Below are 24,123 nucleotides of genomic sequence, written 5' to 3' on the forward strand. Positions count from 1 at the left end.
GCGCACAGTGCACAAAAATCCTGAATAAACGGGAAAGAGAGTGTCAAACATGTCAACAGAGCAACATCAACCCTATATTGTCCTGATCAGCATCCACGGGCTGATTCGCGGGCAAAACCTGGAACTGGGGCGCGATGCCGACACCGGCGGGCAAACCAAATACGTCGTGGAACTGGCTCGCGCCCTCGGTGAACAAGCCTCGGTAGGGCGAGTAGACCTGCTCACCCGCCGAGTCGTCGATGCAAGCGTCCATAAAGACTACGCCCAAACCTTTGAAGCCCTGTCCGCCAAGGCACAAATTGTGCGGATTGAGTGCGGTGGCGACGGCTACCTTCCCAAAGAAGAACTGTGGGATTGCCTCGACAGCTTTGCTGACTCGGCGATCGAATACCTCAAGCAACAGCCGCGCTTACCTGACATCCTCCATAGCCATTACGCTGACGCCGGTTATGTCGGGGTACGCCTTTCCAACCTGCTGGGCATTCCGCTGGTGCATACCGGGCATTCGCTCGGGCGCAGCAAACGCCGCCAATTGCTGGCAGCAGGCCACAGCAAAGCAGCCCTCGAAACCCGTTACAACATCACCCAGCGCATTGAAGCCGAAGAAACCACATTGGGCGTTGCCGAACGTGTCATTACCAGCACCCAGCAAGAAGTGCAGGAACAATACGGCCTCTACAACCATTACCAGCCCGAACACATGCGCGTCATTCCCCCCGGCACTGACCTGCAACAATTTCACCCACCGACAGGTGATGAAGCCAGCCACCCGATGGCAGCAGAATTGGCACGCTTCCTTGCCAACCCGCACAAACCCATGATCCTCGCGCTTTCCCGCCCCGACCCGCGCAAGAATATTGCAGAACTGGTGTGTGCTTACGGTGAATCACCCGAGCTTCAGCAACAAGCCAACCTGATCATCATTGCAGGCAACCGTGACGACATCCGCGACCTCGACACTGGGGCGCAAGAAGTTCTCAACGACATCCTGCTCACGGTTGACCAATACGACCTGTACGGCAAAGTGGCCTACCCCAAACACCACCAATCCAGCGACGTATCCGCCCTGTATCGGCTGGCAGCCCTCAGCAAAGGCGTATTCGTCAACCCTGCCCTGACCGAACCCTTCGGCCTGACCCTGATCGAAGCCGCCGCCAGCGGTTTACCCATCGTCGCCACCGATGATGGCGGTCCAACCGACATTATCGGCAACTGCCACAACGGCTACCTGATTAACCCGCTAGACCGCGCCGATATAGCCGCCCAGTTACTGCAAGTCCTGACCTGCGGCTCAGCAGCGTGGGAAACCCTCGCCGATAACGGCCTGCAAGGTGTGCAGCACTATTACTCCTGGCAAGCCCATGTGGAAAAATACCTGCAAGTCGTACACCCACTCATCGACCGCACAGAAACCATCACCCCAGTGCCCGTCAAGCGCCGCCAACAATTGCACCACGACCGTGCCTTGTTTTCCGACCTCGACCAAAACCTGCTAGGCAAGCCGGAAGCACTGCAACCCTTCCTCACAGCCTTACAAGCCAACCGCAGTTGCGTGCTGTTTGGCATTGCTACCGGGCGACGGCTGGATTCCGCGCTGCAAGCCATGAAAAAACACGGCATCCCCCAGCCCGACGTGCTCATCACCAGCTTAGGCACGGAAATTTACTACGCCCCCAACCTGCTACCGGATACAGCGTGGGAACGGCATATCGACCACCTCTGGAACCCGCGTATTATTCGCCGCGTGCTCGAAGGGCTACCGGGGTTAAAGCTGCAACCTAAAAGTGAGCAAAGCCGCTTCAAGGTCAGCTATTACATTGACCCACAGATTGCCCCGGACATCCAGCACCTCAACAGCCTGTTGCATCAGGAAGGCCAAGCGGTGAATGTGCTGCAATCGTTTGGGCAATTCCTCGACATTATCCCGGTACGTGCCTCCAAAGGGCTAGCCTTGCGCTGGTTTGCCGACCGCCGTGACATTCCGCTGGAACGCATTCTCGCAGCGGGCGGTTCTGGGGCAGATGCCGATATGATGCGCGGCAATACATTGAGCGTGGTAGTTGCCAACCGCCATCACGAAGAGCTGTCCGAACTGGTGCATGAAGGTGTTAATATTTTCTTCGCGACACAACCGTATGCTGAAGGTATTCTGGAAGCGATTGAACACTATGACTTTTTCCAGACTTGCGAGGTAACGGCTTGAGCAACGACACGAACGCACGGTTGCTGGTTTGCACCGACCTTGACCGCACCCTGATCCCCAACGGGGCAGAGCCGGAGTCCCCCAAAGCACGGGAAATGTTTCATGCACTCGCCGCCCTGCCCGACATTACCCTCGCGTATGTGAGTGGGCGAGATCAAGGGCTGGTGCGGGAAGCCATCCACACTTACGACCTGCCCCTGCCCGATTTCGTCTTGGGGGATGTCGGTTCCAGCATTTACGCCTGCAACGGGCTGGACTGGCAGCAGTGGGAAGCGTGGGAAAGCCACATCGCCCCCGATTGGGCGGGACGTAACCGGGAAGCGCTGGCAGTATTGTTGCAAGATTTCCCTGCTCTGCGCTTGCAAGAAGCCGCCAAGCAAAATACCCACAAGCTGAGCTATTACCTTGACCTTGCCATCAAGCATCAGCGCGTGCTGGACGAAGTGCAAATGCGCCTGTCCGCCAACGGCATCCACGCCAGCTTGATCTGGAGCATTGACGAACCCGCCAATATGGGTTTGCTCGACATCCTGCCCGCACGTGCCAGCAAGCGCCATGCGATTGAATTCCTCATGGAAAAGCAGGGATTTGCGCGGGAAAACACGGTGTTTTCAGGCGATAGCGGCAATGATTTGCCCGTGCTAATCAGCCCGATTCCCGCCATTCTGGTCAATAACGCCAGCCCTGAGCTAAAAGCGGAGGCTGTACAGCTTGCCAACAAAGCAGGTACGGCAGCGGCGCTGTATCTGGCACAGGGCGGCTTTCTGGGCATGAATGGCCATTACGCAGCGGGTATTCTGGAAGGTATTGCCCATTATCATCCGTCGATAACAGCCCGGCTGACAGCGTTGGAAAACGGGGTGTAGTTGCTTATACTGTTGCGAAGAACAGACTAGCCCCCAACTTGCGAAAAACAGGCCCCCGATACTTATGAGAATCCCCCCACTTGCGATAGCTTTGCTTGGCCTATTTTTGACGGGATGCAGCACCCTACAGATGGAGGAACGCAGCACCATTGCTCTCTTCGAGCGTAGCAATCCTTCTGTAGTGTGTATCCATGCCGATGACCAACCAGAAGATGAGTTCGGCACAGTTGCCTCAGGAACGGGTTTCTTGTGGGATAAGCAAGGGCATATCATCACCACCCAACACTTGATTGCAGGTTACAAAACACTGACCGTGAGCTTGGCAGATGAGCGCACGCTGGATGCGGACGTAATTGGCTTCAGTAAAGAATACGACATTGCGGTACTTAGACTACGATCACTGGAAAATTTACCCCCTCCAGCCGTGACGGGTAGTAGCACTAATTTAAAAGTGGGACAAAAGGTTTTCAGTATTGGCAATGCTTTTGACCTTGGGCGCAGCTTCACTACTGGCATTATTTCTGCGGTGGGGCGTAACTTTGGCGACCCGCAAACGGGGGGTATCAGCAACCTGATCCAGACCGATGCCGCCATTAACCCCGGCAGTTCCGGCGCTCCCCTGATCGACAGCAGCGGCCGTGTTATTGGCGTCAATGTCGCCATTTATAGCCTGTCGGGTGGTTCTGAGGGCATTGGTTTTGCCGTACCAATGGATACGGTAAGATCCGTCCTTCCACGTTTACTAGCAGGAGATACTGGCTAACCATGACAATGAATACCACTACATCACACGCTTTACGCCCGGTCATTTTTGGCGAAGTCTTATTTGACCGTTTCCCGGATGGCACAACAGTGCTGGGTGGCGCACCCTTCAATGTCGCTTGGAACTTACAGGCATTTGGGCTGGAGCCACTGTTCATTTCCAGCGTTGGTGATGACCCGTTAGGCACACAAATTCGTACTGCGATGCAAGATTGGGGCATGGATTTATCCGGCTTGCAAACTGACCCAACTCACCCTACCGGGGTGGTGGATGTCAGCATCCAAGACGGCGAACCGCATTATTTGATCGTACCAGACAGTGCGTGGGATTTTATCCAGCCAGCGGCATTGCCTGACTTGCCCGCCAACACCTTGCTGTATCACGGTAGCCTTGCTGTGCGCCAACCCGTTTCCCGCGATGCTTGGCAAGTGTTGATGCAAGCACCACAGCAACGCTTTATCGACATTAATCTGCGAGCGCCGTGGTGGGATGCCGCCAATATCGCAACCTTGCTGAGTGGGGCGCATTTCCTCAAAATCAATGCAGATGAACTGACGGAAATGGTGCCGCAAGCCAGTGATACGGACAGCCGCATCCAGCACCTGTTCGACACTTTGCCGTTGGAATGGCTGGTGGTGACGCAAGGCGCTGCCGGAGCGCTGGCGATTTCAGCCGCTGGGGAACGTTTGCAGATCAAGCCGGAACGCGCTACCCATGTGGTGGATACGGTCGGCGCGGGCGACGCTTTCAGCAGCGTGCTGTTGGTGGGGAAACTCAAGGATTGGGAAATGACGCAAACCTTGCAACGTGCCCAGCAATTTGCCAGTGCCGTGGTGGGTTTACGCGGTGCAACCACCACAGATCCTGAGTTTTACCGAACATTCAAGGCGCAGTGGCAACTGAGCTAAAGCGCTTAAGCCTCAGAAAATAACATGATCATCCCCCTCGGATGGATCAAGTTCGTTGTGGAACTCTTCCAATGACCGGGAAGCAGTATCCAGCATCTCAAAGCGGGCGATATGGAAGATGGCTTCACCTTCATGCACCAACGGCAAGGTGGTTTTACCGATGATCATGCCAGCAGTTGGTGCAATCACAGGTTTTTCGGTTTCCCCAAACGGGTCAGCCACGTAGCCCATAATGGTGCCTTTTTCAACTTTGCTGCCCATGGGTATGATGGAACGCAAAATGCCACTTTGTGGAGCACGCACCCAGCGACTGGAATGGGCAACAGCCGTTTCAATGTATTGTTTGCGAGGGTGACGCTGACCAGACAACATGCCGAGATGACGCATAATGTTCAAGATGCCACGCACCCCGGCGCGAATGGCGATTTCGTCAAAGCGCAGCGCTTCACCCGCTTCATACAGCAATACTTTTGTGCTAGAGGTCTGCGTCAGCGCATGGCGCAGGGAACCTTCGCGCAGCTCGGCATTGAGGATGACGGGGGAATCAAATGCGGCTGCCAACTCCAGTAATTCGGGGTCATCGAAGACCTTGCCGCGTATTTGTGGCAGGTTGTCACGCCCGATGGCTGCCGTGTGCAGGTCAATACCGTATTGGCAACGACGGGCAATCTGTTGCAGAAACACATGCGCCAGCTTACTCGCCATTGAGCCATTTTCCGAGCCGGGAAATGAGCGGTTCAAATCACGCCGGTCAGGCAGGTAACGGGACTTGTTGATGAAACCATAAACATTGACCACCGGAACCGCTATCAGCGTACCACGCATTCGTTTCAGCATGGGACTGTTGATCACCCTGCGAATGATTTCGACACCATTGATCTCGTCACCGTGAATAGCTGCACTGATGAACAATTTGGGGCCATCAGCGCGGCAATGAGTGATATGTACCGGCATACACACCGGAGAATGGGTGTAAAGACCCGGCAATGGTAGCTCAATATAGTGCTCTTCACCTGGCTGGATAATATGCTCCCCCAGTGTGAAGGCTTCTCGATTAGCAGCTCGTTTCGACATTAACCTTTGCCTCGTGTACGGGTTTTGCCATGAGAAGCATGGGCAGCAATGAATTTGATGATCATACCCGCCACATCTTTTTCTGTGGCGGCTTCAATACCCTCCAGGCCCGGTGATGAATTGACTTCCATCACGACTGGGCCGTGATTGGAACGCAGAATGTCCACACCTGCCACGTTCAAGCCCATGATATGGGCGGCACGCACGGCGGTGGAGCGTTCTTCCGGGGTAATTCTGACCAGCGACGCACTCCCGCCACGGTGCAAGTTGGAACGGAATTCGCCCGGTGCGCCCTGACGCTTCATCGCTGCAACCACCTTGTCGCCGATAACAAAGCAGCGAATGTCGGCACCACCGGCTTCCTTGATAAACTCCTGTACCAAAATATTGGCTTTTAACCCCATGAAACCTTCGATGACGCTTTCGGCTGCCTTGTCGGTTTCTGCGAGTACCACGCCGATGCCCTGAGTGCCTTCCAGCAATTTGACCACCAGCGGCGCACCACCCACCAGTTTAATAACGCTTTTGACATCATCAGGCTTGTTGGCGAAACCGGTTATGGGCAGGCCAATACCTTTGCGTGACAATAACTGGATAGAGCGCAACTTGTCTCGGGAGCGGGTAATGGCAACCGATTCGTTCACCGGGTAGACCCCCATCATTTCAAACTGGCGCAGTACCGCTGCCCCGTAAAAGGTGACGGAGGCGCCAATACGCGGGATAACGGCATCAAAACCTTCCAGCGCCTCCCCCTTGTAATAGACCATCGGATTATTGGCGGCGATGTTCATGTAGCAACGTAGCACGTCAACAACTTTAACTTCGTGTCCTTGTTGTTCGGCAGCTTCGACTAAACGGCGTGTGGAATACAATTTGGCATTGCGCGACAGGATGGCTATTTTCATCCGGGATTCCTCCATGAATGTATCGTTATTATGCGTAAATTTTTCGGTAATTGAGTTTTCCCATGTAATAGGAGGCTGAAGGGTCGACCAGTGCCTTATTTTCCATGGCGGTTCTTCCCAACAACATGCGGAAGCGCATGGAGTCACGGTTTGTCAGGGTGAGTTCGATAGGCCATTCGTACCCTCCCATAACCAGACGGGTTTCAATGACATAACGTAGCTCTCGATGACCACCTGAATCACTGACCATACGTTGATCCAGTAATGGAGCGTAGCACTCCAATGCGGGCGTGTCGCGTAGCTGAAGAGGGTGAAGCGCGAAACGGACATAATCTTTTTGCTGGCGCTGAAAACGCTCCAGCTCGAAGGCATGTAAGGCCGATGTTTTCGCACCGGTATCCACCTTTGCCTTGATAGCGGGGATGCCCAGATCGGGCAACGCCAGCCATTCCCGCCAGCCTAACAGGACTTTTCCCATACAGCTTTGGCTCACTTGCCTTTCCAGCGTACCTGATAGAGGTCGTGGCGGCGGTCGCGCAGGTTTTGCACCGTGCCGCTGTGACGGGCAGTGAGTAAGGTTTCCGGGCGCAGGTCAGCAATCGCGACCATTTCAGTATTAGGCGTGGTATCCGCCGCAATCCCGTCACGTGCAAACGGCAGGTCGCACGGGGTGAGGATACAGCTTTGCGCGTATTGGATGTCCATATTGGCGACGTTGGGCAGGTTGCCACAGTTACCGGACATGACCACGTAAATCTGGTTTTCGACCGCGCGTGACTGGCAGCAATAACGTACCCGCAGGTAGCTTTGGCGTTCATCAGTACAGAATGGTACGAATAGGATTTGTGCGCCCTGATCGGTGAGATGACGCGCCAGTTCCGGGAATTCTGAGTCGTAGCAAATCAGTACGCCGATGGGGCCGCAATCGGTCTGGATCACGTCGAGTTCACTGCCGCCTTCGATGTTCCACCAGTAGGCTTCGTTGGGGGTCGGGTGAATCTTGGCCTGTTCGTGGATAGTGCCGTCGCGCAGAAAAACGTAGCAGATGTTTTCCACCCGTCCGTTCGGCATCCGCGTCGGGTGCGAACCGCCGATGATGTTGATGTTGTAACGCAGTGAAAGGTCACGCAGGGCTTCTTTCAGTTGTGGGGTGTATTTGGTGAGCGCTTCGATAGCTTGTACCGGGGTAAGCTCCTGCGATTCCATCGACAGCAATTGCAGGGTGAAGAGTTCGGGGAACACCACGAAATCGCCTTTGTAATCCGCCACTACGTCAACGAAATAACGCACGATGTCGATGAATTCCTCAAAGGATTCCACCTTACGCTGCTTGTATTGCACAGAACCGACCCGCACGCTGTCAGGAAGACGGCTGCCGTAGGTTTTCTTTTTGTGCGTTTCTTGCTCCTGCGAAACTTTGGGGTTGCGCCACGCCATGTGAATGCCATAGCCGAGAGACTGTTTGTCAGCGTCAAGGTAATGTGGCATCACACCGAGGAATTCAAAGCCATTGCGCAATTGGAATGACAGCACCAGGTCACGTTGCTGTTTTTTCTGTACCGCTTCCACATAAGCTTCCACCGTGCCGAAACGCTTGATGCGGGTGGCGAGGGTGGGCAAGCGCCCGACGAACATAATGCCGCGCAGCTCCAGCTTTTCCGCCAGTTGCTTGCGGGCGTTGTAGAGGCGCTGACCGATGCGATAGCCCCGGTAAGCGGGGTCAACACACACTTCCATACCGTACAGCCATTCGCCCTTGGGGTCGTGAGTCGAAGCGTAGCCGTTGCCGGTAATGCTTTCCCATGTGTGCTGCTTCATGCCGACCTGTTCTCTGACGCGCAGGGTGGCGCAATAGCCGATAACCTTTTCACCTGCCACCACCACAAACTGGCCTTCTGGGAAGTGGTTGAGCTGACCGATCAGCACCGGTTCTAAGTAGCCATGCATACCTGTTCCTGCGTAGACACGGCTGGAAAGATCGGCAATTTGTGGAATATCGGCGACAGTAGCATTGCGGACGCTGAGCTGGGTTTTCGGGTTGGAAAGCGTGTTAGCTGATTTCATATAGGGTTCTTTTTTTGCCAGTAAAGTAGCTATCATACGCTGAACTTGCGCCCTGTCGAAATACTGCCAGACAATCCCGCTCTCTATTTCAGCAACTTCGGCAAAGCATGTTGCTCACCCCAGTCCTTGAGAGCCAAGAGAATCGGCTCCAGCGTGCGACCGGTTTCTGTTAGGCTGTACTCCACTTTCGGGGGAATTTCTGGATAGATCTCGCGGTGAATCAATTCAAATGACTCCAATTCCCTAAGCTGCTTGGTCAACATACGCTGCGTCATGTTACCGACGCGGCGCTTGAGTTCGTTAAAGCGCAACGTACCTTCCAGCAAATGGTAGAGGATCATGCCTTTGCCTTTACCACTAAACAATTCCAGAGAAGCCTCTACGGGACAACCTGCTCCAGCATAAGACGCATAACGTGGGCGTTTTACAGTATCCATTATGTACCTATAGCACAAAAATGTGCGTACTTGTCAGACGAAATTATAAGGTTATTATAGATACCAGAAGAAAACATTACCAATCTATCAGGAAAAATCCTTTATGAACTTGACCGATGCCGCCAACTTTCGTTATTCCACCAAAGAATTTAGGACGGATAAGAAAATCCCCGAAGCGGACTTCCAGCAAATTAAAGACTTGTTACGATTAAGCCCATCCAGTGTCAACGGCCAACCATGGCACTTCATTATTGCGAACACGGATGAGGGCAAACAACGTATTAGCAAAGGCACGCAGGGTATGTTTGTGTTCAATACTGCCAAGGTATTAGATGCTTCTCATGTCATTGTATTCTGCGCGAAAACAGATTTTGATGATGCCTACCTGAATCATCTGTTGGCAGTAGAAGACCGCGACGGGCGTTATGTGGAGCAAGCGCATAAAGACATGATGAATGGTGGACGTACTATGTTTGTTAACATTCATCGCAACGATTTACAAGATACACAGCACTGGAACGAAAAGCAGCTTTACCTAAATATCGGCACGGCACTATTGGGCGCTGCTGCATTGGGTATTGATACCCTCCCCATGGAAGGTATTGATGTTGAAGCGCTGAATGCGGAATTCGGTCTGCGTGAGCAAGGTTTGACAGCGGTTGCGATTGTTTCCTTTGGGTATCGTAAAACTACTGACTTTAATGCCACACTACCCAAATCCAGACTACCTGAAACCGAAATTTTCACCCTGTTATCTTGAGGAAAAAGCATGACTATCAACTTAATCGCAACCTTACACGCAGCCCCGGCATTACATGAGCGTATCAAGGCTGACATGAACCAGTTAGTGCCGTTAAGTCGGGCAGAACCGGGTTGCCTGCAATATGACTTTTACGCAATTAATCAAGAAGGTGCACCCGGCATAGACAATACTGGTGGCGATTTCGTGGTGATTGAAAAATGGCAGGATGGCGAAGCCCTGCAACAACATGGCGCTAGTCAGCACTTCCAAGCATTCATGACGGCCTATACGCCTGAGCAATTGCGCCTAACCGTGCAGGTGCTAGCTGAGGCAGTTTAACATTCCGCTTAATTGAGATCGCTAGGAGAAATGCTCATGCCAACCGTACTGGCCTTTGATGTCTACGGCACCTTGATCGACACCCACGGTGTAGCAGTCAAACTACAAGAATTTATCGGTGACAAAGCCGATGCGTTCTCCCGAAGTTGGCGTGAGAAGCAACTGGAATACTCGTTCCGGCGTGGCTTGATGCGCACCTATGCGACGTTCGGGGTATGTACCAGCCAAGCGCTGGACTACACCGATGCTTATCTCGATACGGCACTAACCGCTGAACAAAAAGCGGCGCTGTTGGCTGAATACCGTGTGCTACCGGCATTCGCTGATGTAACCGCCTCGTTAGAACGCTTAAAAGCTGACGGGTATGCGCTGTACGCCTTCTCGAACGGCACGGCTGATGCGGTTGAAACCTTACTCGCAACGGCAGGCATCCGCGACCTGTTCGACGGCGTGGTTAGTGTCGATGATCGCCAGACCTTCAAGCCGAATCCTGACGTTTACCAGCACCTGTTGGATACCACGGCAGCCGTGGCCAGTGAAACATGGCTCATTTCCAGCAATCCGTTTGACGTGATCGGCGCGGCTTCTCATGGTTTGAACAGTGCATGGGTACGCCGTTCTGACAAGGCCATATTTGACCCTTGGGGGATTGCACCGACGCTGACCATTAGCAGTTTGCGTGAGCTTGCGGACGGCATTGGTGGTTTGTAAGACGACCATTGTCCACTGGAAAGTGCACAGTTTCTTCACAGCCTCTCCATAATTGCCCCACTTTGTGAGCATACACTGCTCAACAGTCAAAACAATTAAGGAAGACTGTTATGAACATTTTGCAAAAATATCCCTTCGCCCTTGCGATTACGCTGAGCTTGGTGCTTATTGATATTGGCTCTTCGCTGGTCATGGCTTACACTATCGCTGAGACAGCGCAAACCACTTATTACGACAATAGCCATGAAATCACCTGCCCTGCTACGGGAAAAGCCTTTAAGCAATCATGTTAAAATAGGCAATGTCTTTCAGTTCGCGAAAACACAACCAGATCACCAAATAAACGGAATTTTACCAAATGATTGAAGTGCTCATTCTCGCCGTGGCGTTAAGTATGGATGCCTTTGCGGTTTCTATCGGCCTTGGTTCAAAGCACAAGGGCAAAACGTCATCGCTGGCACTGATGTCAGGTGTTTATTTTGGGGTTTTTCAGGCAGTAATGCCCCTGATAGGTTACCTCGGTGGCAAGGGCGTTTTAGGCTGGATAGAAGCCTATGCATCCTGGATTGCGTTTCTTTTACTGCTAGTTATTGGCGGAAAAATGATTTATGAATCCTTCGCGGAGGGTATTGAAGAGGACATAGCCATCATTACCCACCGAGTCATGCTGATACTGGCAATAGCCACCAGTATTGATGCCATGGCGGCTGGTTTTACCTTGACAATACTGGATGTAAATCCCTTGATGGCCTGTGCCATCATTGGCATGACAACATTTGCTTTTAGCTGGGCTGGGGTCTTTATTGGGAAAACAAGTGGTACGTGGCTGGAAAGCAAAGCAGAATTATTTGGTGGCATCACCCTGATATTGATTGGCTTAAAAATATTATTGTTTTGAACAAACCCACCCTTGTCATCCGGTGGGTTTATTCATGTAATGTCAGTGCTTAGGTCGATACGGCTTGGTCAGGTTATCGGCGTGCATGAAACTCTCCCATTCCGCCGCGTCCATAATCCCCTGCGCCAGCACCACTTCCTTCACGGTCTGCCCGCTGCTGATGACTTCCTTCACAATCGCCGCCGCTGCTTTGTAGCCGATACGCGGAATCAGAAACGTCGCCAAACCGGGGCTTTGTTCCACACGCAGGCGCAGGCGTTCGCGGTCTTTTTCAGTCACGGTAATGCCGCCGACGTGTTCCGCCAGTGTCTTCATGGCGCGGGTCATCATCTCGATCGACTGGAACATGTTGAAGGCGATGATCGGTTCAAACGCATTCAACTGAAGCTGCCCACCTTCCGAAGCAATGGTCACCGTCAAATCATTGCCAATCACCTGAAACGCCACCTGATTGACCACTTCGGGGATCACCGGATTCACCTTGCCGGGCATGATGGACGAGCCGGGCTGCACATGCGGCAAGCGAATATCGCCGAACCCCGCCAATGGCCCACTGTTCAATAAGCGCAAGTCATTACAGATTTTCGACAGCTTCACCGCCACCCGTTTGACAATGCCGGAAAACAGCACAAACGCGCCAGTATCCCACGTCGCTTCCACCAAATCGGCGGCCTGACGTAATTCAATATGGGTGGCCTTCATGTCGGTATGCAACAGCTTATTCAGTTCAGCAATTACCCGCGCCGGGTATTCCGGGCTAGCCAATGCACCCGTGCCAATCGCCGTGCCACCCAGATTGACTTCACCCAACAGCGGCGCATTACGATCCAGTTTGTCGATGTCTTCTTCCAACGTAACACCGAACGCGCGGAATTCCTGCCCCAACGTCATCGGTACAGCATCCTGCAACTGCGTGCGCCCCATCTTGAGAATATGGCTGAACTCTTCGCTTTTGGCGTAAAACGCCTGAATCAAGGTTTCCATTGCCGCCGTCAAGTCGGTGTAGGTCAGCGCCAACGTCAGGCGTAAAGCCGTGGGGTAAACGTCGTTGGTCGATTGCGACATGTTCACGTCGTCATTCGGGTCAACGATTTTTTCCGCCGTGTAATGGCGCGGATAGCCCAACAATTCGCGGGCGCGTTTGGCAATGACTTCATTAGCATTCATATTGGTGGACGTGCCCGCCCCGCCCTGAATCACATCCACCTTGAACTGGCTGTGCAGGAACTGGTTGCCCGCAATGATTTCATCACAGGCGCGGATAATGGCATCCCCCACCGTCAAATCGAGGGTGGGATTGGGTTTGCGTAGCAAATTGTCTGCGTCAGCATTGGCACGCGCTGCCGCCTTTTTGATTAAGGCCAGACTTTTCAGCAGTACCGGGAAGTGCGAAATCGGCAAGCCAGTGATCTTGAAGTTGCGCAAGGCACGTTCGGTCTGCGAGCCATAATAGGCATGATTGGGCACTTCAATATCACCGAGCGAATCGGTTTCGGTATGGCTGCGGATAAGGTCTTCACCCTCCAGCCGCTGGTAAGCGTTCATCGCCAGTTGGCGGTAAATCTTGCGTGCCATATCCGGTTCGGCCTGTAGCAATGCCTCAATATCAATGCGGCGGATCACCAGCACTTCGGACTCGACAATGGTACGGCAGGAAACGTGATGGGCTTTTTCCGGCTCCAGCAGCATTTCCTCGCCGAGAATTTCGTTCTCGTAGCGGGAGGCCACGTGTTCCAGAAAGCCGTTGCGGGCGCGGAAAATCTCGATCTCGCCGCGTCGCACAATGAACAGGGTACGGCGCGGGCGGCCTTCCTCCATGTCATATTCCTGCGGGACAGCGACATCGCCCTCCCTCAGTGTTTTCAGGCTGGCAATGGCTTGTAGCTTTTCAGCCTCGGCATCGCTGAGTTCGGGGAAAACGGTTTTGAAGGTTATTAGCACTTGAGTGATTTCCTTTGTAGCGGAACTTGGCAGGCTCAGAACGCTTCCAGCCTGTTCGATTTACGGTGTTTTGTCAAAACTAAACATTGGTTCAGGCAAACTAACCCGACACCCGCTGTGCGACCTGCATCCCCTCAACCAAGCCAGAGCCGGGATACAAAATCACGCTTTCCCCCGCGTTCACCCCTTCGGTAATTTGCGCCTGACTCCCGTTATTCTGCCCAACCTTGACCATTTTCAGGTGCGCGACTCCGGCATCGACCGTAAATACTGCCCAGCCGCCTGCATCGCGGAACAGCGCACTGGATGGCACGGTGAGCACATCCTTGGCTTCCCACACCACAATTTGTGCTTCCACCCGGAAGCCGTGGCCGAGGCTGGCACGCCGTTCCACCGGGTCAGTAAACTGGATGATGGCATTAACACGCTGCTCTTCAACCCCCAGCGCAGAAACCTTGGTAAAACCCCACGGTTCCACCCGTTCGACAATGCCGTTAAGGGGATAAGCCCCACCCCAGTTGTCGATCAGGACACGGTTGCCCACCGCGACCTTGATGGCATCGGTGGAAAGCAATTCCACCAATACTTCCAGATCATTGGTGACATCACCGATTTCCAGAATGGGCGTACCGGCAGTAAGGGTGGTGGCACTGCGTTGCATGACTTGCAGTATCCGCCCGGAAACCGGCGCTTTCAGCGGAATCGCGTGCTGGTCGGGCTGTTTGCTGGTAGCCGGAGTGCTTTTGTCATCAAAACCGATCAATTGGGCGCGGGCATTGGCGAGGTCAGCTTCGCGCATTGCAATGGCGGCCTTGCTCATGTCGGCGCTTGCTCCAGCGGCGCGGGCGGCATTGTTGGCTTGGTCGAAAGCGGCCTTGGCAATCAGGCGGCGGGCGTAGAGCGTGCTGGTACGTTCCCGTTCCGTATCCGCCAAATCCTGATTGGCACGGGCTTTGTTGAGGTCGGCACGCGCCATGCGCAGCCCGGCTTCTGCCGAGTTGATGGCAGCTAACCCTTGCTGGCGGGTGCGGATGTCGAGCGCCGCCGGGTTAACCGGCAACATGCGGGCAACGGTTGTCTGCCCACCTTCCACGGAGTCGCCCGGTTCCACATCGACGCGCAGCAATTGCCCGGCAATCGGGGCTGACAGCACGTAAGTATCACTCACCTGCGTTTTGGCTTCTTCATCAATGGTCACGACCATGTTGGCCTGAGTGGCTTGCCCCATATCCACCAGCACCGGGCGCGGCCAGAAAGCGTAGGTCAGGGCTACTGCCAGCAGGATCCCCGTCCCCAATATCATCCATGTGCGTGATTTTTTCTTGTTTGCCATACGGTTTACTCCCGTGTTTTGAGTGCGGATACCAGATCGAGCCTGTCCACATCGCGTTTGACCAGCCACCCGGAAATGGCTGATGCGCCCAGCACGGCGAGTGCGGCGACGCCATAACTTTCCGGCACGAAGATCGCCGGGATACTGTAAAGGTCGGTGCTGAAGGCGACCGATACCGCCATCGACAGGTAATACCCCAGCAGCGAGCCAAGCGGCAGTGCCAGCAGGGTAATAATGCCCAGCTCACCCAGCAGGATGAACCCGGTTTCCCCCGTGGTCAGGCCAATAACCCGCAAACTGGCAAGGTCACGGGAACGTTCCGCAAAGGTGATGCGGGCGCTGTTGTAGACAATGCCGAAGGTGATGATCCCCGCAATTGCTGCCATGACATAGCGGATCGCTCCCGCGCCGGTATCCATCACTTTCTTGAAAGCCGCGCGTGATTCTTCCCGTAAGCTAACGCCTGCTACAGCGGGCATGTCCTTAAGCTTGTGGTAAATGGCAGCACTGCGGGCGCTGTCGATACGCAAATAAGCGCCGGATACACGGTTCTGTTCCTTGAGCGCCTGATTCAGTGTGCCAATCTGCATGTAAGTCGGCGCACCCAGCAAGGCTTGGGCAACACCGACCACGGGTACTTGCAGCACTGGCCTGCGGCCTTCGCGCACCTCGACGGTCAGCGTTTCACCGGGCTGGATATGCAGGATGTCTGCCAGCGATTTCGCCAGAATAATGCCGTCTGCACGCACGTAAATGGCCTGCATCTGGTCATCCACCGCCCGGTTGAGACGCGGTTCCGCTACCAGCCCGCTGATGCCGCCACGATAGGTGTACAGGCCATGGCGCAAGGTGGCGGAAACACTGCGGAACGGTTCCACTTCAATCACCCCTTCCATCCGCTGCAATTCATACACAGTCTTGTCCAGCAGCGGCTCGACAAAACTGACGGTGACATCACTGCGCTCAATCACCCCGAAATTCATGTCCAATACCCGGTCAAAACCACTCATCAGGCTGATCATGGCGACGGACAACGCCATCCCCGCGCTAATCCCCACCACCGCCGCCAATGCCCGCCCCGGCTGGCGGATCAGCCCGCGCACCACAATGCGGCTGGGCTGGTCAAGCACTGCCTTGAGGGTTTTGCCGATCCCCACGGAACGGCTGTAATCCGCTGGTGCGGGCGGGCGCATCGCCGTCGCTGGTGTCAGCGCAAACACCTTGCGCAACACAAACACCCCACCAACCGATGCCGCCAGTACACTGACGGCAACCCCCGTCAAGAAAGCCGCCGGGTCAACCTGAAACACCAGAAGCGGAAACTTGTAATATTCCTGATAAACGCTGCTAAGGCTCCTGCCCGCCAGCACCCCCAGCAGGCAACCCAACAATGCCCCGCTGATAGCAATCGCCATAATAAACTTGAAATAATGCACCCCCACTTCCCCGTTGGAATAGCCGAATGCCTTAAGCAAGCCGATTTGCTCGCGCTCGGATTCCACCATCCGCGAAATGACGATGTACAACAGGAAAGCCGCCACCCCCAGAAATATCGGTGGCACGCCTTTGCTCGACATCGCCAAACCCTTGATTTCCTCACTCACAAAGCGGTCGGAAAAATGGTCATCCACCCCATACGCACCGAGACCGCCATAACTCGCCAGCATCCGGTCAAGCTGATCCAGCACCTCAGGCAAGCGGGCATCCCGCGTCAGGGTCAGCAGCGCCTCATTAAACGCGCCCTTCAGATCGTAGGCCGCCGCCAGCGAGTGTTCCCCCATCCAGATCACCGCAAAGCGGGCATCATCCGGCATCAACTCCCCCGGCGGGGTGGAATACAGGAACTCCGGGGCTTGCGCCAGCCCGACAATCTGAAAGGTACGCTTTGCCCCGCTCATGGTGGCGGAAAGTTTGTCACCGGGCGACAGGCCATGCACCTTGGCAAAGCCTTCCAGCAAGAGGATTTCATCAGGACGTGCGGGGTCAAGACGCCGCCCCGCCGCGAGGTAAAGGTCATTCAGGCGCGGCGGTACAAAGTCGGGCAGTGACACCGCTTGCGCCCGCACCGGCACGGCAATGCCGGGCAAATTGATCAGCGCCCCGGCATTGATGCGCCCTGCCACGGCGGCCACACCGGGAATTTTGGCGATATTGTCCAGCAGGTGTTCAGGCGCACGTTTGACCGGCGCGAACACTTCAGCAAAACGGTAACGCTCGTAATAGGTGCGCTTGGTTTCTGTCAGTGAATTGATCAAGCCATCCATCATCACCAGCATCAACACACCGAGGGCGATGACCACCGCAATCGCGATGGCTTGGCCTTTTACCCGCCACAAGTCACGCAGCAGCTTGTGGTCAAGCGGTGTCATGGGTTTGCCCCTGCCTGCCTTACCATTGGATGTCCTCCGCAGACAGTTTGGTGGTGTTCACCACCACTTCGCGGATACCGCCATCGGCAAAGTCGATCACCCGGTCGGCCATCTTGGCGGTCGCGGCGGCGTGGGTAATGATCAACACGGTCGTGCCCAGTTCGCGGTTCACATCCTGCAACACGCGCAACACGGCGCGGCCTGTGTGGCTATCCAGCGCCCCGGTTGGTTCGTCGCAAAACAGGATGGTCGGGCGTTTGGCAATGGCGCGGGCAATGGCAACACGCTGTTGTTCACCGCCGGACATTTGCGCGGGGAAGTGATCCAGCCGCTGCTCCAACCCGACCAGCGCCAGCGCCTCGGCTGGCTCCAGTGGGTTGTCGGCGATTTCAGTGACCAGCTCGACATTTTCATAAGCCGTCAGGCTGGGCATTAGGTTGTAAAACTGGAACACGAAGCCAACGTGGTGGCGGCGGTACAGGGTAAGCTCGCGATCACTCATCGCGGTCAGGTCATCCGCAAAGAAATGCACCACACCATCCGTAGCGCGATCCAGCCCGCCGAGGATATTCAGCAAGGTGGATTTGCCACTGCCGGATGCGCCTAACAGCACCACCAGTTCACCGGCGGGGATGTCAACATCCACCCCGCGCAGGGCGTGTACGGTTGACGCGCCCGTGCCGTAGACTTTGGTGACACCTTGTGTCCTGAAAGCAGGGAGCGTTTTGTCGATGAGATGCGGCATAAATACATTCCGTCACCCGTCGGGATTGCGCTTGCTGACTGAACAGGTGATTTTCTAGTGTGGCAAGTAATAAAACATCGGCAATAACACACTGTACGCCAACCACATGATGATGGTTAGCGGCAGGCCGACACGCACAAAATCCATGAACTTGTAATTGCCCGCAGCCATGATCAGCAGATTGGTTTTGTAAGCCATCGGCGTCATGTAGCTCATGTTCGCACCAAACAGCACCGCAATCACAAACGGTTCCGGGCTTAATTGCAGCGAATGGGCAATACTGATGGCAATCGGCGTACCGATGACTGCTGCGGCATTATTGGAAACCACATTGGTCAGGATAGCCATCAGCAACATCAAGCCACTGAGAATGATCGCGGGTGGTGCTCCCGCTGTCAGATGCAGGAATTGCCCCGCCAGAAACTCACTACCCCCCGTCACTGTCAAGGCGTGCCCCAGCGCAAGACTGGAGGCGACAATCATAATGACCGGTAAATTCAAGCCACGGACAACATCCCCCCAATCAATACAGCGGGTGAGGATCATCAGCAACACCCCAGCAATCGCGCTAATCGCAATCGGCAGAATTTTAAATGCCGCCAGCAGGATAATGCCGAACATGATCAGTAACGCCAACGGGATTTTTTTAGAATACGGCAGGTCAGTCGTGCCTTCCAGTACGAAAAAATCTTCCATCAGCGAGAGGGCATTAATGCGCTCGCTGGCACTTTGCACCAGCAAAATATCGCCCAGTTGCAGGGTCAAATTACCCAGACCATTTGGCAAGGCTTTGATCTGGTGGTGACCATCGCGATGCACACCGAGTGCTACCAGATGATACCTGCTAACGAAATCTACCGATTGCAGACTTTGCCCCAACAAAGGCGAACGTTGGTGAATGAGGATTTCAGCGAGTTGTTGTTTGCCATTATTGAGGTGTTCATGCCCGTCAAAATCCGGGTCATCAGGGTGCAGAATGACCCCCAGCACTTGCTCAAACTGTTTCAGTTTATCCGGGGTGTAATGCACCAGCAGGCGGTCATTGGCACTCAATACTGTGTCGGGCAGGGGTTTTAAACCTTCCTTGGCACTGCGACGAATCGTAATGATTTTAAGTTCACCGTCGGTTTTTGCGATGACTTCCTGCACTCGCTTGCCATCGGCAAAACTGCCAGCGGGAATATGCAGGTGGGCAGTGTAAACGCGGTTGATGACATTGTTGGCTGTGGCAGGCTGCTTGGGTAACATACGCGGGGCAATCAGCCACAGAAAAGCCATACCAATGCTTCCCGCAATCGCGGCGGGCAGGACAAAATCAAACATTTCAAACTTGGTCACGCCCATTTCCGCCGCCACGCTCACTACCAGCAAGTTGGTGGACGTACCAATCGTCGTGCCCATTCCACCCAGCAAGGTCGCAAACCCCATCGGCATCAGGATGCCGGAAGCCGAACTTTTGGTACGCGCCGCAACGTTAATCAGGATAGGAATCAGCAATACCACAATCGGCGTGTTATTGATGAAAGCACTCAGTACAGCGGAGATTAGCAAGGTCGCTAGCAAGGACAGTACAGGATGCTTACCCCAGAGTTTAGCAAGTATATAACCGACGGGTTCGAGCGCCCCGGTACGTACCAACCCTTGCCCCGCCACCATCAAGGCACACACTGCAATCAGCGCTTCATGCCCGAAACCGTAGAAGAAATCGACGGGTTCCACCACACCTTCAAGCCCTTGGTAAGGAAACAACTCAAAACCTACCGCCAGCACCGCGAGGATCAGCAAACAGGAGGTCGCCAGCGGGATACGCTCTCGGCTAAACAGGAATAGGGCTAGAACAGTTAAGGCAAGCACCGCAATCGTGTGGTTATCGAGCATCGGACGCTCCTTATTTAACGGGTAAAAATGCCTAGACATTACCCTGTGCTCACGCCTACCGCAATATCTGATTTACGTTCCCTGCTCCACCAACTCCAGCCGATACAAGCCGCCCTTGTCCTCATCAGTCAACACGTACAGATAACCATCCGGCGCTTGCTGAATGTCGCGAATGCGTCCGATCGTATTTTCCAGCAAGCGTTCTTCATTGACGTAGCGGTTGCCATCCAGTATCACGCGGGAAACCAGCTCAGACTTGAGTGCGCCAACAAATAGATTACCGCGCCAAGCAGGGTATTTATCCCCCGTATAAAAAGCCATGCCGGAAGGTGCAATGGAAGGTTTCCAGAAAAGCACGGGCTGTTCCATGCCCTCCTGTTGCGTTGCCCCTTTCCCGACGGCACCGCCACCGTATTCCTCGCCGTAAGTAATCACAGGCCAGCCGTAGTTGGCTCCGGCGCGTTCAATATTGACCTCATCACCACCTTGCGGCCCATGTTCACACGTCCAGACCTGTCCACTAACGGGGTGCAGCGCCATACACTGCATATTGCGGTGGCCATAGCTGTAGATTTCCGGTTTCGCGCCAGGTGTATTAACGAAAGGATTATCGGCAGGAATGCGCCCGTCATCATGCAGGCGAATCACGCTGCCCGCATGGCTGGAAAGGTCTTGCGCACTATCACGCTCTCCCCGATCGCCGAGGCTGAGATAGACATAACCAGAGCGGTCGAATACCACCCTTCCACCGAAATGCTGCCCTGGGTCTGATTTTGGCGTGGCTTCAAACAGCACTTGCCACTGGGTGAGTGCGCCATCCTGATACTGCCCGCGAGCCAGATGGGTGCTGTAACCCCCTTTACCCTTACCGGCATAGGCAACATACAGCCAGTGGTTTTTAGCAAATTGGGGGTGAAGGGCAAGACCCAGCAAGCCGCCTTGCCCGTGTTCTTCAATGGCGGGCAAGCCGCTAACGGGTGCATCCAGCAACTTGCCATTGTGGATGCGGCGCAAAGTGCCGGAACGTTCGCTGATGAGGATGTCACCATCAGGCAGAAAAGCCATGCCCCACGGTTGCTTGAGGCCATCAACGGTTTTCACGGCACTTACCTCTGCCGCCACGGGAAAAGGCAGCATCAACAGTAAAACCAGCGTAAATGCCAGTAACCAGCAACCAAACAATCGTTGTTCAGGGTGGTACATAGATACCTCGCTAATACCTCGCCTATTTCGGCAAAAACTGTTTCACCACCGCCTCATCCACACTACGCACATGCAAATCACGCTGCGGGTAAGGGATCTCAATACCGTGCTCGTGGAATTTCTCCCAAATTCGTAACATCAAGGCACTCTTAACATTAGCACAACCATTCATCGGGTCGCTGACCCAAATGCGTTGTTCCAAGTCCACCGAGTTGTCACCGAAACCTTTCAGCAGGCAAACCGGCCCCGGATGTTTGAGTACCCGAGGGGTTTCCGAAGCCGCTTCGACACACAAAGCCATCGCTTTTTTGACATCGGTATTGTAATGCACACCCACCGGGATTCTAAGACGTACATTATTGTCACTGTACGACCAGTTTTCCACCTGATTATTAATCAGCTCATCATTAGGGATCAAATGTTCCGTACCATCCCGTGTGATCATAGAAACATAACGGGCGCTCAGCAGGTTTACCCGCCCATAACGACCGCCCACCACAATGGTATCCCCCGGCTTGATGGATTTATCCATCAACAAAATAATGCCCGCAATCAGGTTGGAAAAGACTTTCTGCAAGCCCAGCCCGATCCCGATACCCACAGCACCGCCAAAGAATGCAAAGGTCGTTAAATCTACCCCCACCATGTTCAAACCGATCAAGAACGCCAGCATCAGCAACATGAATTTGGAGACTTTCCCCAGCAAGGCTTGGGTGGAAACGCTCAGGTTGGGATTATTGTACAGCGACCGCTCAATCAGATTCGCCGTCATCAAAGCCAACCAGACAAACGCCGCCACTGACAAACTCGAAGACACCACGTCATACAAGGTAAACGCATCTTTATCAGAACCCAGCTTGATGCTTTCCAGCCAGTCGATAATTTTGGACAAGTAACCAAGAATATCGAGCGCCGCAATCCCCCAGATCAAGGTTGCCACAGAACGGCTCACCGTCGGGTTAGTGATAAACGCAGAAACCAAGCGAATCATTGCCCAAGCAAAGGCCAAATCATTGATCGTATTCAGGATCACGTAGGGTATTTTCAGCTCATGATAGATAAGCATCGCCAGACGTGTCCACAGCACAAGAATCAGTGGAAAAGAAAGGCGGCGTAACAGCCGATACAGCAATTGTTGTAGTAGCAGATGTTTGCCTTCGACGGGTGCCTGAAAACGTTTGCGCACCCACTGGCTGATATAAAACGCCACCAGCAGCCCCAAAATAGCCACACCATACTGAATAAGGCGATCAAGACTGAACAGGTTGGTGATGACCCAATCCTGCACTATATCAGTGGTTTCCAGTAAGTCTTCTTTACCCGACGTCAAGAGTTCTTTGGGTTCAGCCATGTTTTTCCCCTAAATTTTTGTTAGCCCGTTTTCTCACAGCAACAGCCACGTTGCCAAACCGAGAAAGCTCATAAAGCCTACCACATCTGTTACCGTTGTGAGGATAACCGAACCTGATAGGGCTGGATCAATTCCCATGCGTTCCAACACCAAAGGCACTGACAACCCGGCAATCGCAGCCGCAAACTGGTTGATGATCATTGCCGCCGCCAACACACCTGCAATTTTGGGGTCATGGAACCACAACCAGGCAATCATCCCGACCACCACCGCCCACACTACCCCGTTAATGCCTGCAATCACCACCTCCTTGATCGCCAGCCAGCGGGTATTAGCGGCACTGATTTGCCCCAGCGCCAAACCCCGGATGGCAAGCGTCAGGGTTTGGCTGCCCGCAATACCACCCATGCTGGCAACAATCGGCATCAACACGGCCAGCGCCACCAGTTTTTCCAGCGTGGCAGCAAACAAGCCAATCACCGAAGAAGCCAGAAACGCTGTTAGCAAATTAATCCCTAACCAGAACATACGGCGTTTAGCAGAAGGAATAATCGGGGCAAACAAGTCCTCATCCTCATCCAAACCCGCCATTTGCATGACCTGATGGTCTGCCAGTTCGCGGATAATATCGAGGGCATCGTCAACCGCAATACGCCCCACCAGCTTACCGTCAGCATCCACCACAGCGATGGACTCGGTTTCGCGCTCCTCAAACAAATCCACCCAGTCTTCGCTTAAATCCAGCACACCCACTTTGTCAGCATCAACCTGCATGACATCGGCAACGCGCTTGCTACCATGCCCGGTCAACAGACTACTGAGGGAAAGTTTGCCTTGGTAATAGCCTTCGCGGTCAATCACCATCAGGCCGTCGGTATGCGGGGGCAAGGCATCCAGACGCTTGAGGTAACGTGCCACCACATCCAGCGAGACATCAGCGCGGATGGCAATCCACTCGGTATCCATGTAACGCCCGGCGGACTCTTCCGGGTATTCGCGGCGCTGCTGGATAGCGGTACGAGCACCTTCCGTCAGGGATTTGAGGATAGCGCCTGCCAACCGATCAGGAACGGACTCCAGCAAATCCACCAACTCGGCCTCTTCCATTTCCCGGATGGCGTGGATAACACTGGCTTCTGGCAAGGCTTCCAGCAGGTTGTTGCGTACCCCGTCATCCAACTCTTCCAGCACGTCGGCTTGACAGGCTACCGGAATGAAATCCCAGATGTACTGGCGTTCACGGGGTGGCAGTGACTCCAGCAAGTGAGCCACTTCAACTTCATCCTGTTCCTGCAAAAAATCGCGGATACGTTGCGGCTCATTGCGCTCATGTAAATCAATGACCAGCGCAATCGGGTCAAACTCGGCAGAGTGGCGGGTGCTGCTTGTCATG

Annotated in this window: 22 protein-coding genes; 9 read left to right on the forward strand and 13 right to left on the reverse strand. The window is 54.2% G+C overall.

The window, feature by feature from the left end; genetic code table 11:
• Positions 1–49: 49 nt before the first annotated feature.
• From Q394_RS0105630 to Q394_RS0105645, 4 genes are all read left to right on the forward strand, one after another.
• Positions 50–2,203: an HAD family hydrolase gene (locus Q394_RS0105630; protein WP_028488413.1), complete on the forward strand. Its 2,154-nt coding sequence runs from the start codon at positions 50–52 to the stop codon at positions 2,201–2,203.
• Positions 2,200–3,069, forward strand: a complete 870-nt coding sequence (locus Q394_RS0105635) for an HAD-IIB family hydrolase (protein WP_028488414.1) — start codon at positions 2,200–2,202, stop codon at positions 3,067–3,069. The genes Q394_RS0105630 and Q394_RS0105635 overlap by 4 nt, the downstream gene beginning before the upstream one ends.
• Before the next feature lie 130 nt (positions 3,070–3,199).
• The gene (locus Q394_RS19270; RefSeq protein WP_051542874.1) at positions 3,200–3,832 is read left to right on the forward strand and encodes a S1C family serine protease; all 633 of its coding nucleotides are present in this window, start codon (positions 3,200–3,202) and stop codon (positions 3,830–3,832) included.
• 2 nt (positions 3,833–3,834) lie between these two features.
• On the forward strand, positions 3,835–4,740 hold the full coding sequence (locus Q394_RS0105645) for a PfkB family carbohydrate kinase (RefSeq protein WP_084260364.1): 906 nt from the start codon (positions 3,835–3,837) through the stop codon (positions 4,738–4,740).
• 12 nt (positions 4,741–4,752) lie between these two features.
• Here Q394_RS0105645 and Q394_RS0105650 read toward each other — a convergent pair whose 3' ends face one another.
• From Q394_RS0105650 to Q394_RS0105670, 5 genes are all read right to left on the reverse strand, one after another.
• Positions 4,753–5,814 (reverse strand): succinylglutamate desuccinylase/aspartoacylase family protein, encoded by a 1,062-nt coding sequence (locus tag Q394_RS0105650; RefSeq protein WP_028488415.1) that lies wholly within the window; start codon positions 5,812–5,814, stop codon positions 4,753–4,755.
• The gene (gene rimK / locus Q394_RS0105655) at positions 5,814–6,719 is read right to left on the reverse strand and encodes a 30S ribosomal protein S6--L-glutamate ligase (RefSeq protein ID WP_028488416.1); all 906 of its coding nucleotides are present in this window, start codon (positions 6,717–6,719) and stop codon (positions 5,814–5,816) included. Before rimK ends, Q394_RS0105650 begins: the two co-directional genes overlap by 1 nt.
• Positions 6,720–6,747: 28 nt before the next feature.
• Entirely contained in the window at positions 6,748–7,197 is a 450-nt protein-coding gene (locus tag Q394_RS0105660; RefSeq protein WP_038140625.1) for an ATP-dependent zinc protease family protein, read from the reverse strand.
• A gap of 11 nt (positions 7,198–7,208) precedes the next feature.
• The gene (locus Q394_RS0105665) at positions 7,209–8,783 is read right to left on the reverse strand and encodes a bifunctional GNAT family N-acetyltransferase/carbon-nitrogen hydrolase family protein (RefSeq protein ID WP_028488418.1); all 1,575 of its coding nucleotides are present in this window, start codon (positions 8,781–8,783) and stop codon (positions 7,209–7,211) included.
• 83 nt (positions 8,784–8,866) lie between these two features.
• Positions 8,867–9,220: a winged helix-turn-helix transcriptional regulator gene (locus Q394_RS0105670; RefSeq protein WP_028488419.1), complete on the reverse strand. Its 354-nt coding sequence runs from the start codon at positions 9,218–9,220 to the stop codon at positions 8,867–8,869.
• A 103-nt stretch (positions 9,221–9,323) separates the two neighbouring features.
• Here Q394_RS0105670 and nfsB point away from each other — a divergent pair, with 103 nt between their 5' ends.
• The 5 genes from nfsB to Q394_RS0105695 all read left to right on the forward strand — a co-directional run bounded on the left by nfsB (position 9,324) and on the right by Q394_RS0105695 (position 11,910).
• Positions 9,324–9,980 (forward strand): oxygen-insensitive NAD(P)H nitroreductase, encoded by a 657-nt coding sequence (nfsB, locus tag Q394_RS0105675; protein WP_028488420.1) that lies wholly within the window; start codon positions 9,324–9,326, stop codon positions 9,978–9,980.
• Between the two features lie 9 nt (positions 9,981–9,989).
• Positions 9,990–10,301, forward strand: a complete 312-nt coding sequence (locus Q394_RS19275) for a putative quinol monooxygenase (protein WP_051542877.1) — start codon at positions 9,990–9,992, stop codon at positions 10,299–10,301.
• 36 nt (positions 10,302–10,337) lie between these two features.
• Entirely contained in the window at positions 10,338–11,012 is a 675-nt protein-coding gene (locus Q394_RS0105685) for a haloacid dehalogenase type II (protein WP_028488421.1), read from the forward strand.
• A gap of 110 nt (positions 11,013–11,122) precedes the next feature.
• Positions 11,123–11,305 carry a hypothetical protein gene (locus Q394_RS0105690; RefSeq protein WP_028488422.1) on the forward strand — a complete coding sequence of 61 codons (183 nt, stop codon included), beginning with the start codon at positions 11,123–11,125 and terminating at the stop codon, positions 11,303–11,305.
• Positions 11,306–11,370: 65 nt separating this feature from the next.
• Entirely contained in the window at positions 11,371–11,910 is a 540-nt protein-coding gene (locus Q394_RS0105695; protein WP_028488423.1) for a manganese efflux pump MntP, read from the forward strand.
• 42 nt (positions 11,911–11,952) lie between these two features.
• On the opposite strand, the gene Q394_RS0105700 is transcribed toward Q394_RS0105695, so the two are convergent.
• The 8 genes from Q394_RS0105700 to mgtE all read right to left on the reverse strand — a co-directional run bounded on the left by Q394_RS0105700 (position 11,953) and on the right by mgtE (position 24,122).
• Positions 11,953–13,851 carry an aspartate ammonia-lyase gene (locus Q394_RS0105700; RefSeq protein WP_156946746.1) on the reverse strand — a complete coding sequence of 633 codons (1,899 nt, stop codon included), beginning with the start codon at positions 13,849–13,851 and terminating at the stop codon, positions 11,953–11,955.
• A gap of 100 nt (positions 13,852–13,951) precedes the next feature.
• Entirely contained in the window at positions 13,952–15,184 is a 1,233-nt protein-coding gene (locus tag Q394_RS0105705; RefSeq protein WP_028488425.1) for an efflux RND transporter periplasmic adaptor subunit, read from the reverse strand.
• Positions 15,185–15,189: 5 nt separating this feature from the next.
• Positions 15,190–17,553 (reverse strand): ABC transporter permease, encoded by a 2,364-nt coding sequence (locus Q394_RS0105710; protein ID WP_028488426.1) that lies wholly within the window; start codon positions 17,551–17,553, stop codon positions 15,190–15,192.
• A 19-nt stretch (positions 17,554–17,572) separates the two neighbouring features.
• Entirely contained in the window at positions 17,573–18,298 is a 726-nt protein-coding gene (locus Q394_RS0105715) for an ABC transporter ATP-binding protein (RefSeq protein WP_038140629.1), read from the reverse strand.
• A gap of 54 nt (positions 18,299–18,352) precedes the next feature.
• Positions 18,353–20,176, reverse strand: coding sequence for an SLC13 family permease (locus Q394_RS0105720; RefSeq protein ID WP_028488428.1), 1,824 nt, complete (start codon positions 20,174–20,176; stop codon positions 18,353–18,355).
• Positions 20,177–20,248: 72 nt separating this feature from the next.
• A complete protein-coding gene (locus tag Q394_RS0105725; RefSeq protein WP_051542880.1) occupies positions 20,249–21,379 on the reverse strand; it encodes a PQQ-dependent sugar dehydrogenase in 1,131 nt (376 codons plus the stop codon).
• 22 nt (positions 21,380–21,401) lie between these two features.
• Positions 21,402–22,730 (reverse strand): mechanosensitive ion channel family protein, encoded by a 1,329-nt coding sequence (locus Q394_RS0105730; RefSeq protein ID WP_051542883.1) that lies wholly within the window; start codon positions 22,728–22,730, stop codon positions 21,402–21,404.
• A gap of 33 nt (positions 22,731–22,763) precedes the next feature.
• Positions 22,764–24,122, reverse strand: coding sequence for a magnesium transporter (gene mgtE / locus Q394_RS0105735; RefSeq protein ID WP_028488431.1), 1,359 nt, complete (start codon positions 24,120–24,122; stop codon positions 22,764–22,766).
• Position 24,123: the final 1 nt, after the last annotated feature.

Source organism: Thiothrix lacustris DSM 21227 (genome assembly GCF_000621325.1).
Lineage (GTDB): Bacteria > Pseudomonadota > Gammaproteobacteria > Thiotrichales > Thiotrichaceae > Thiothrix > Thiothrix lacustris.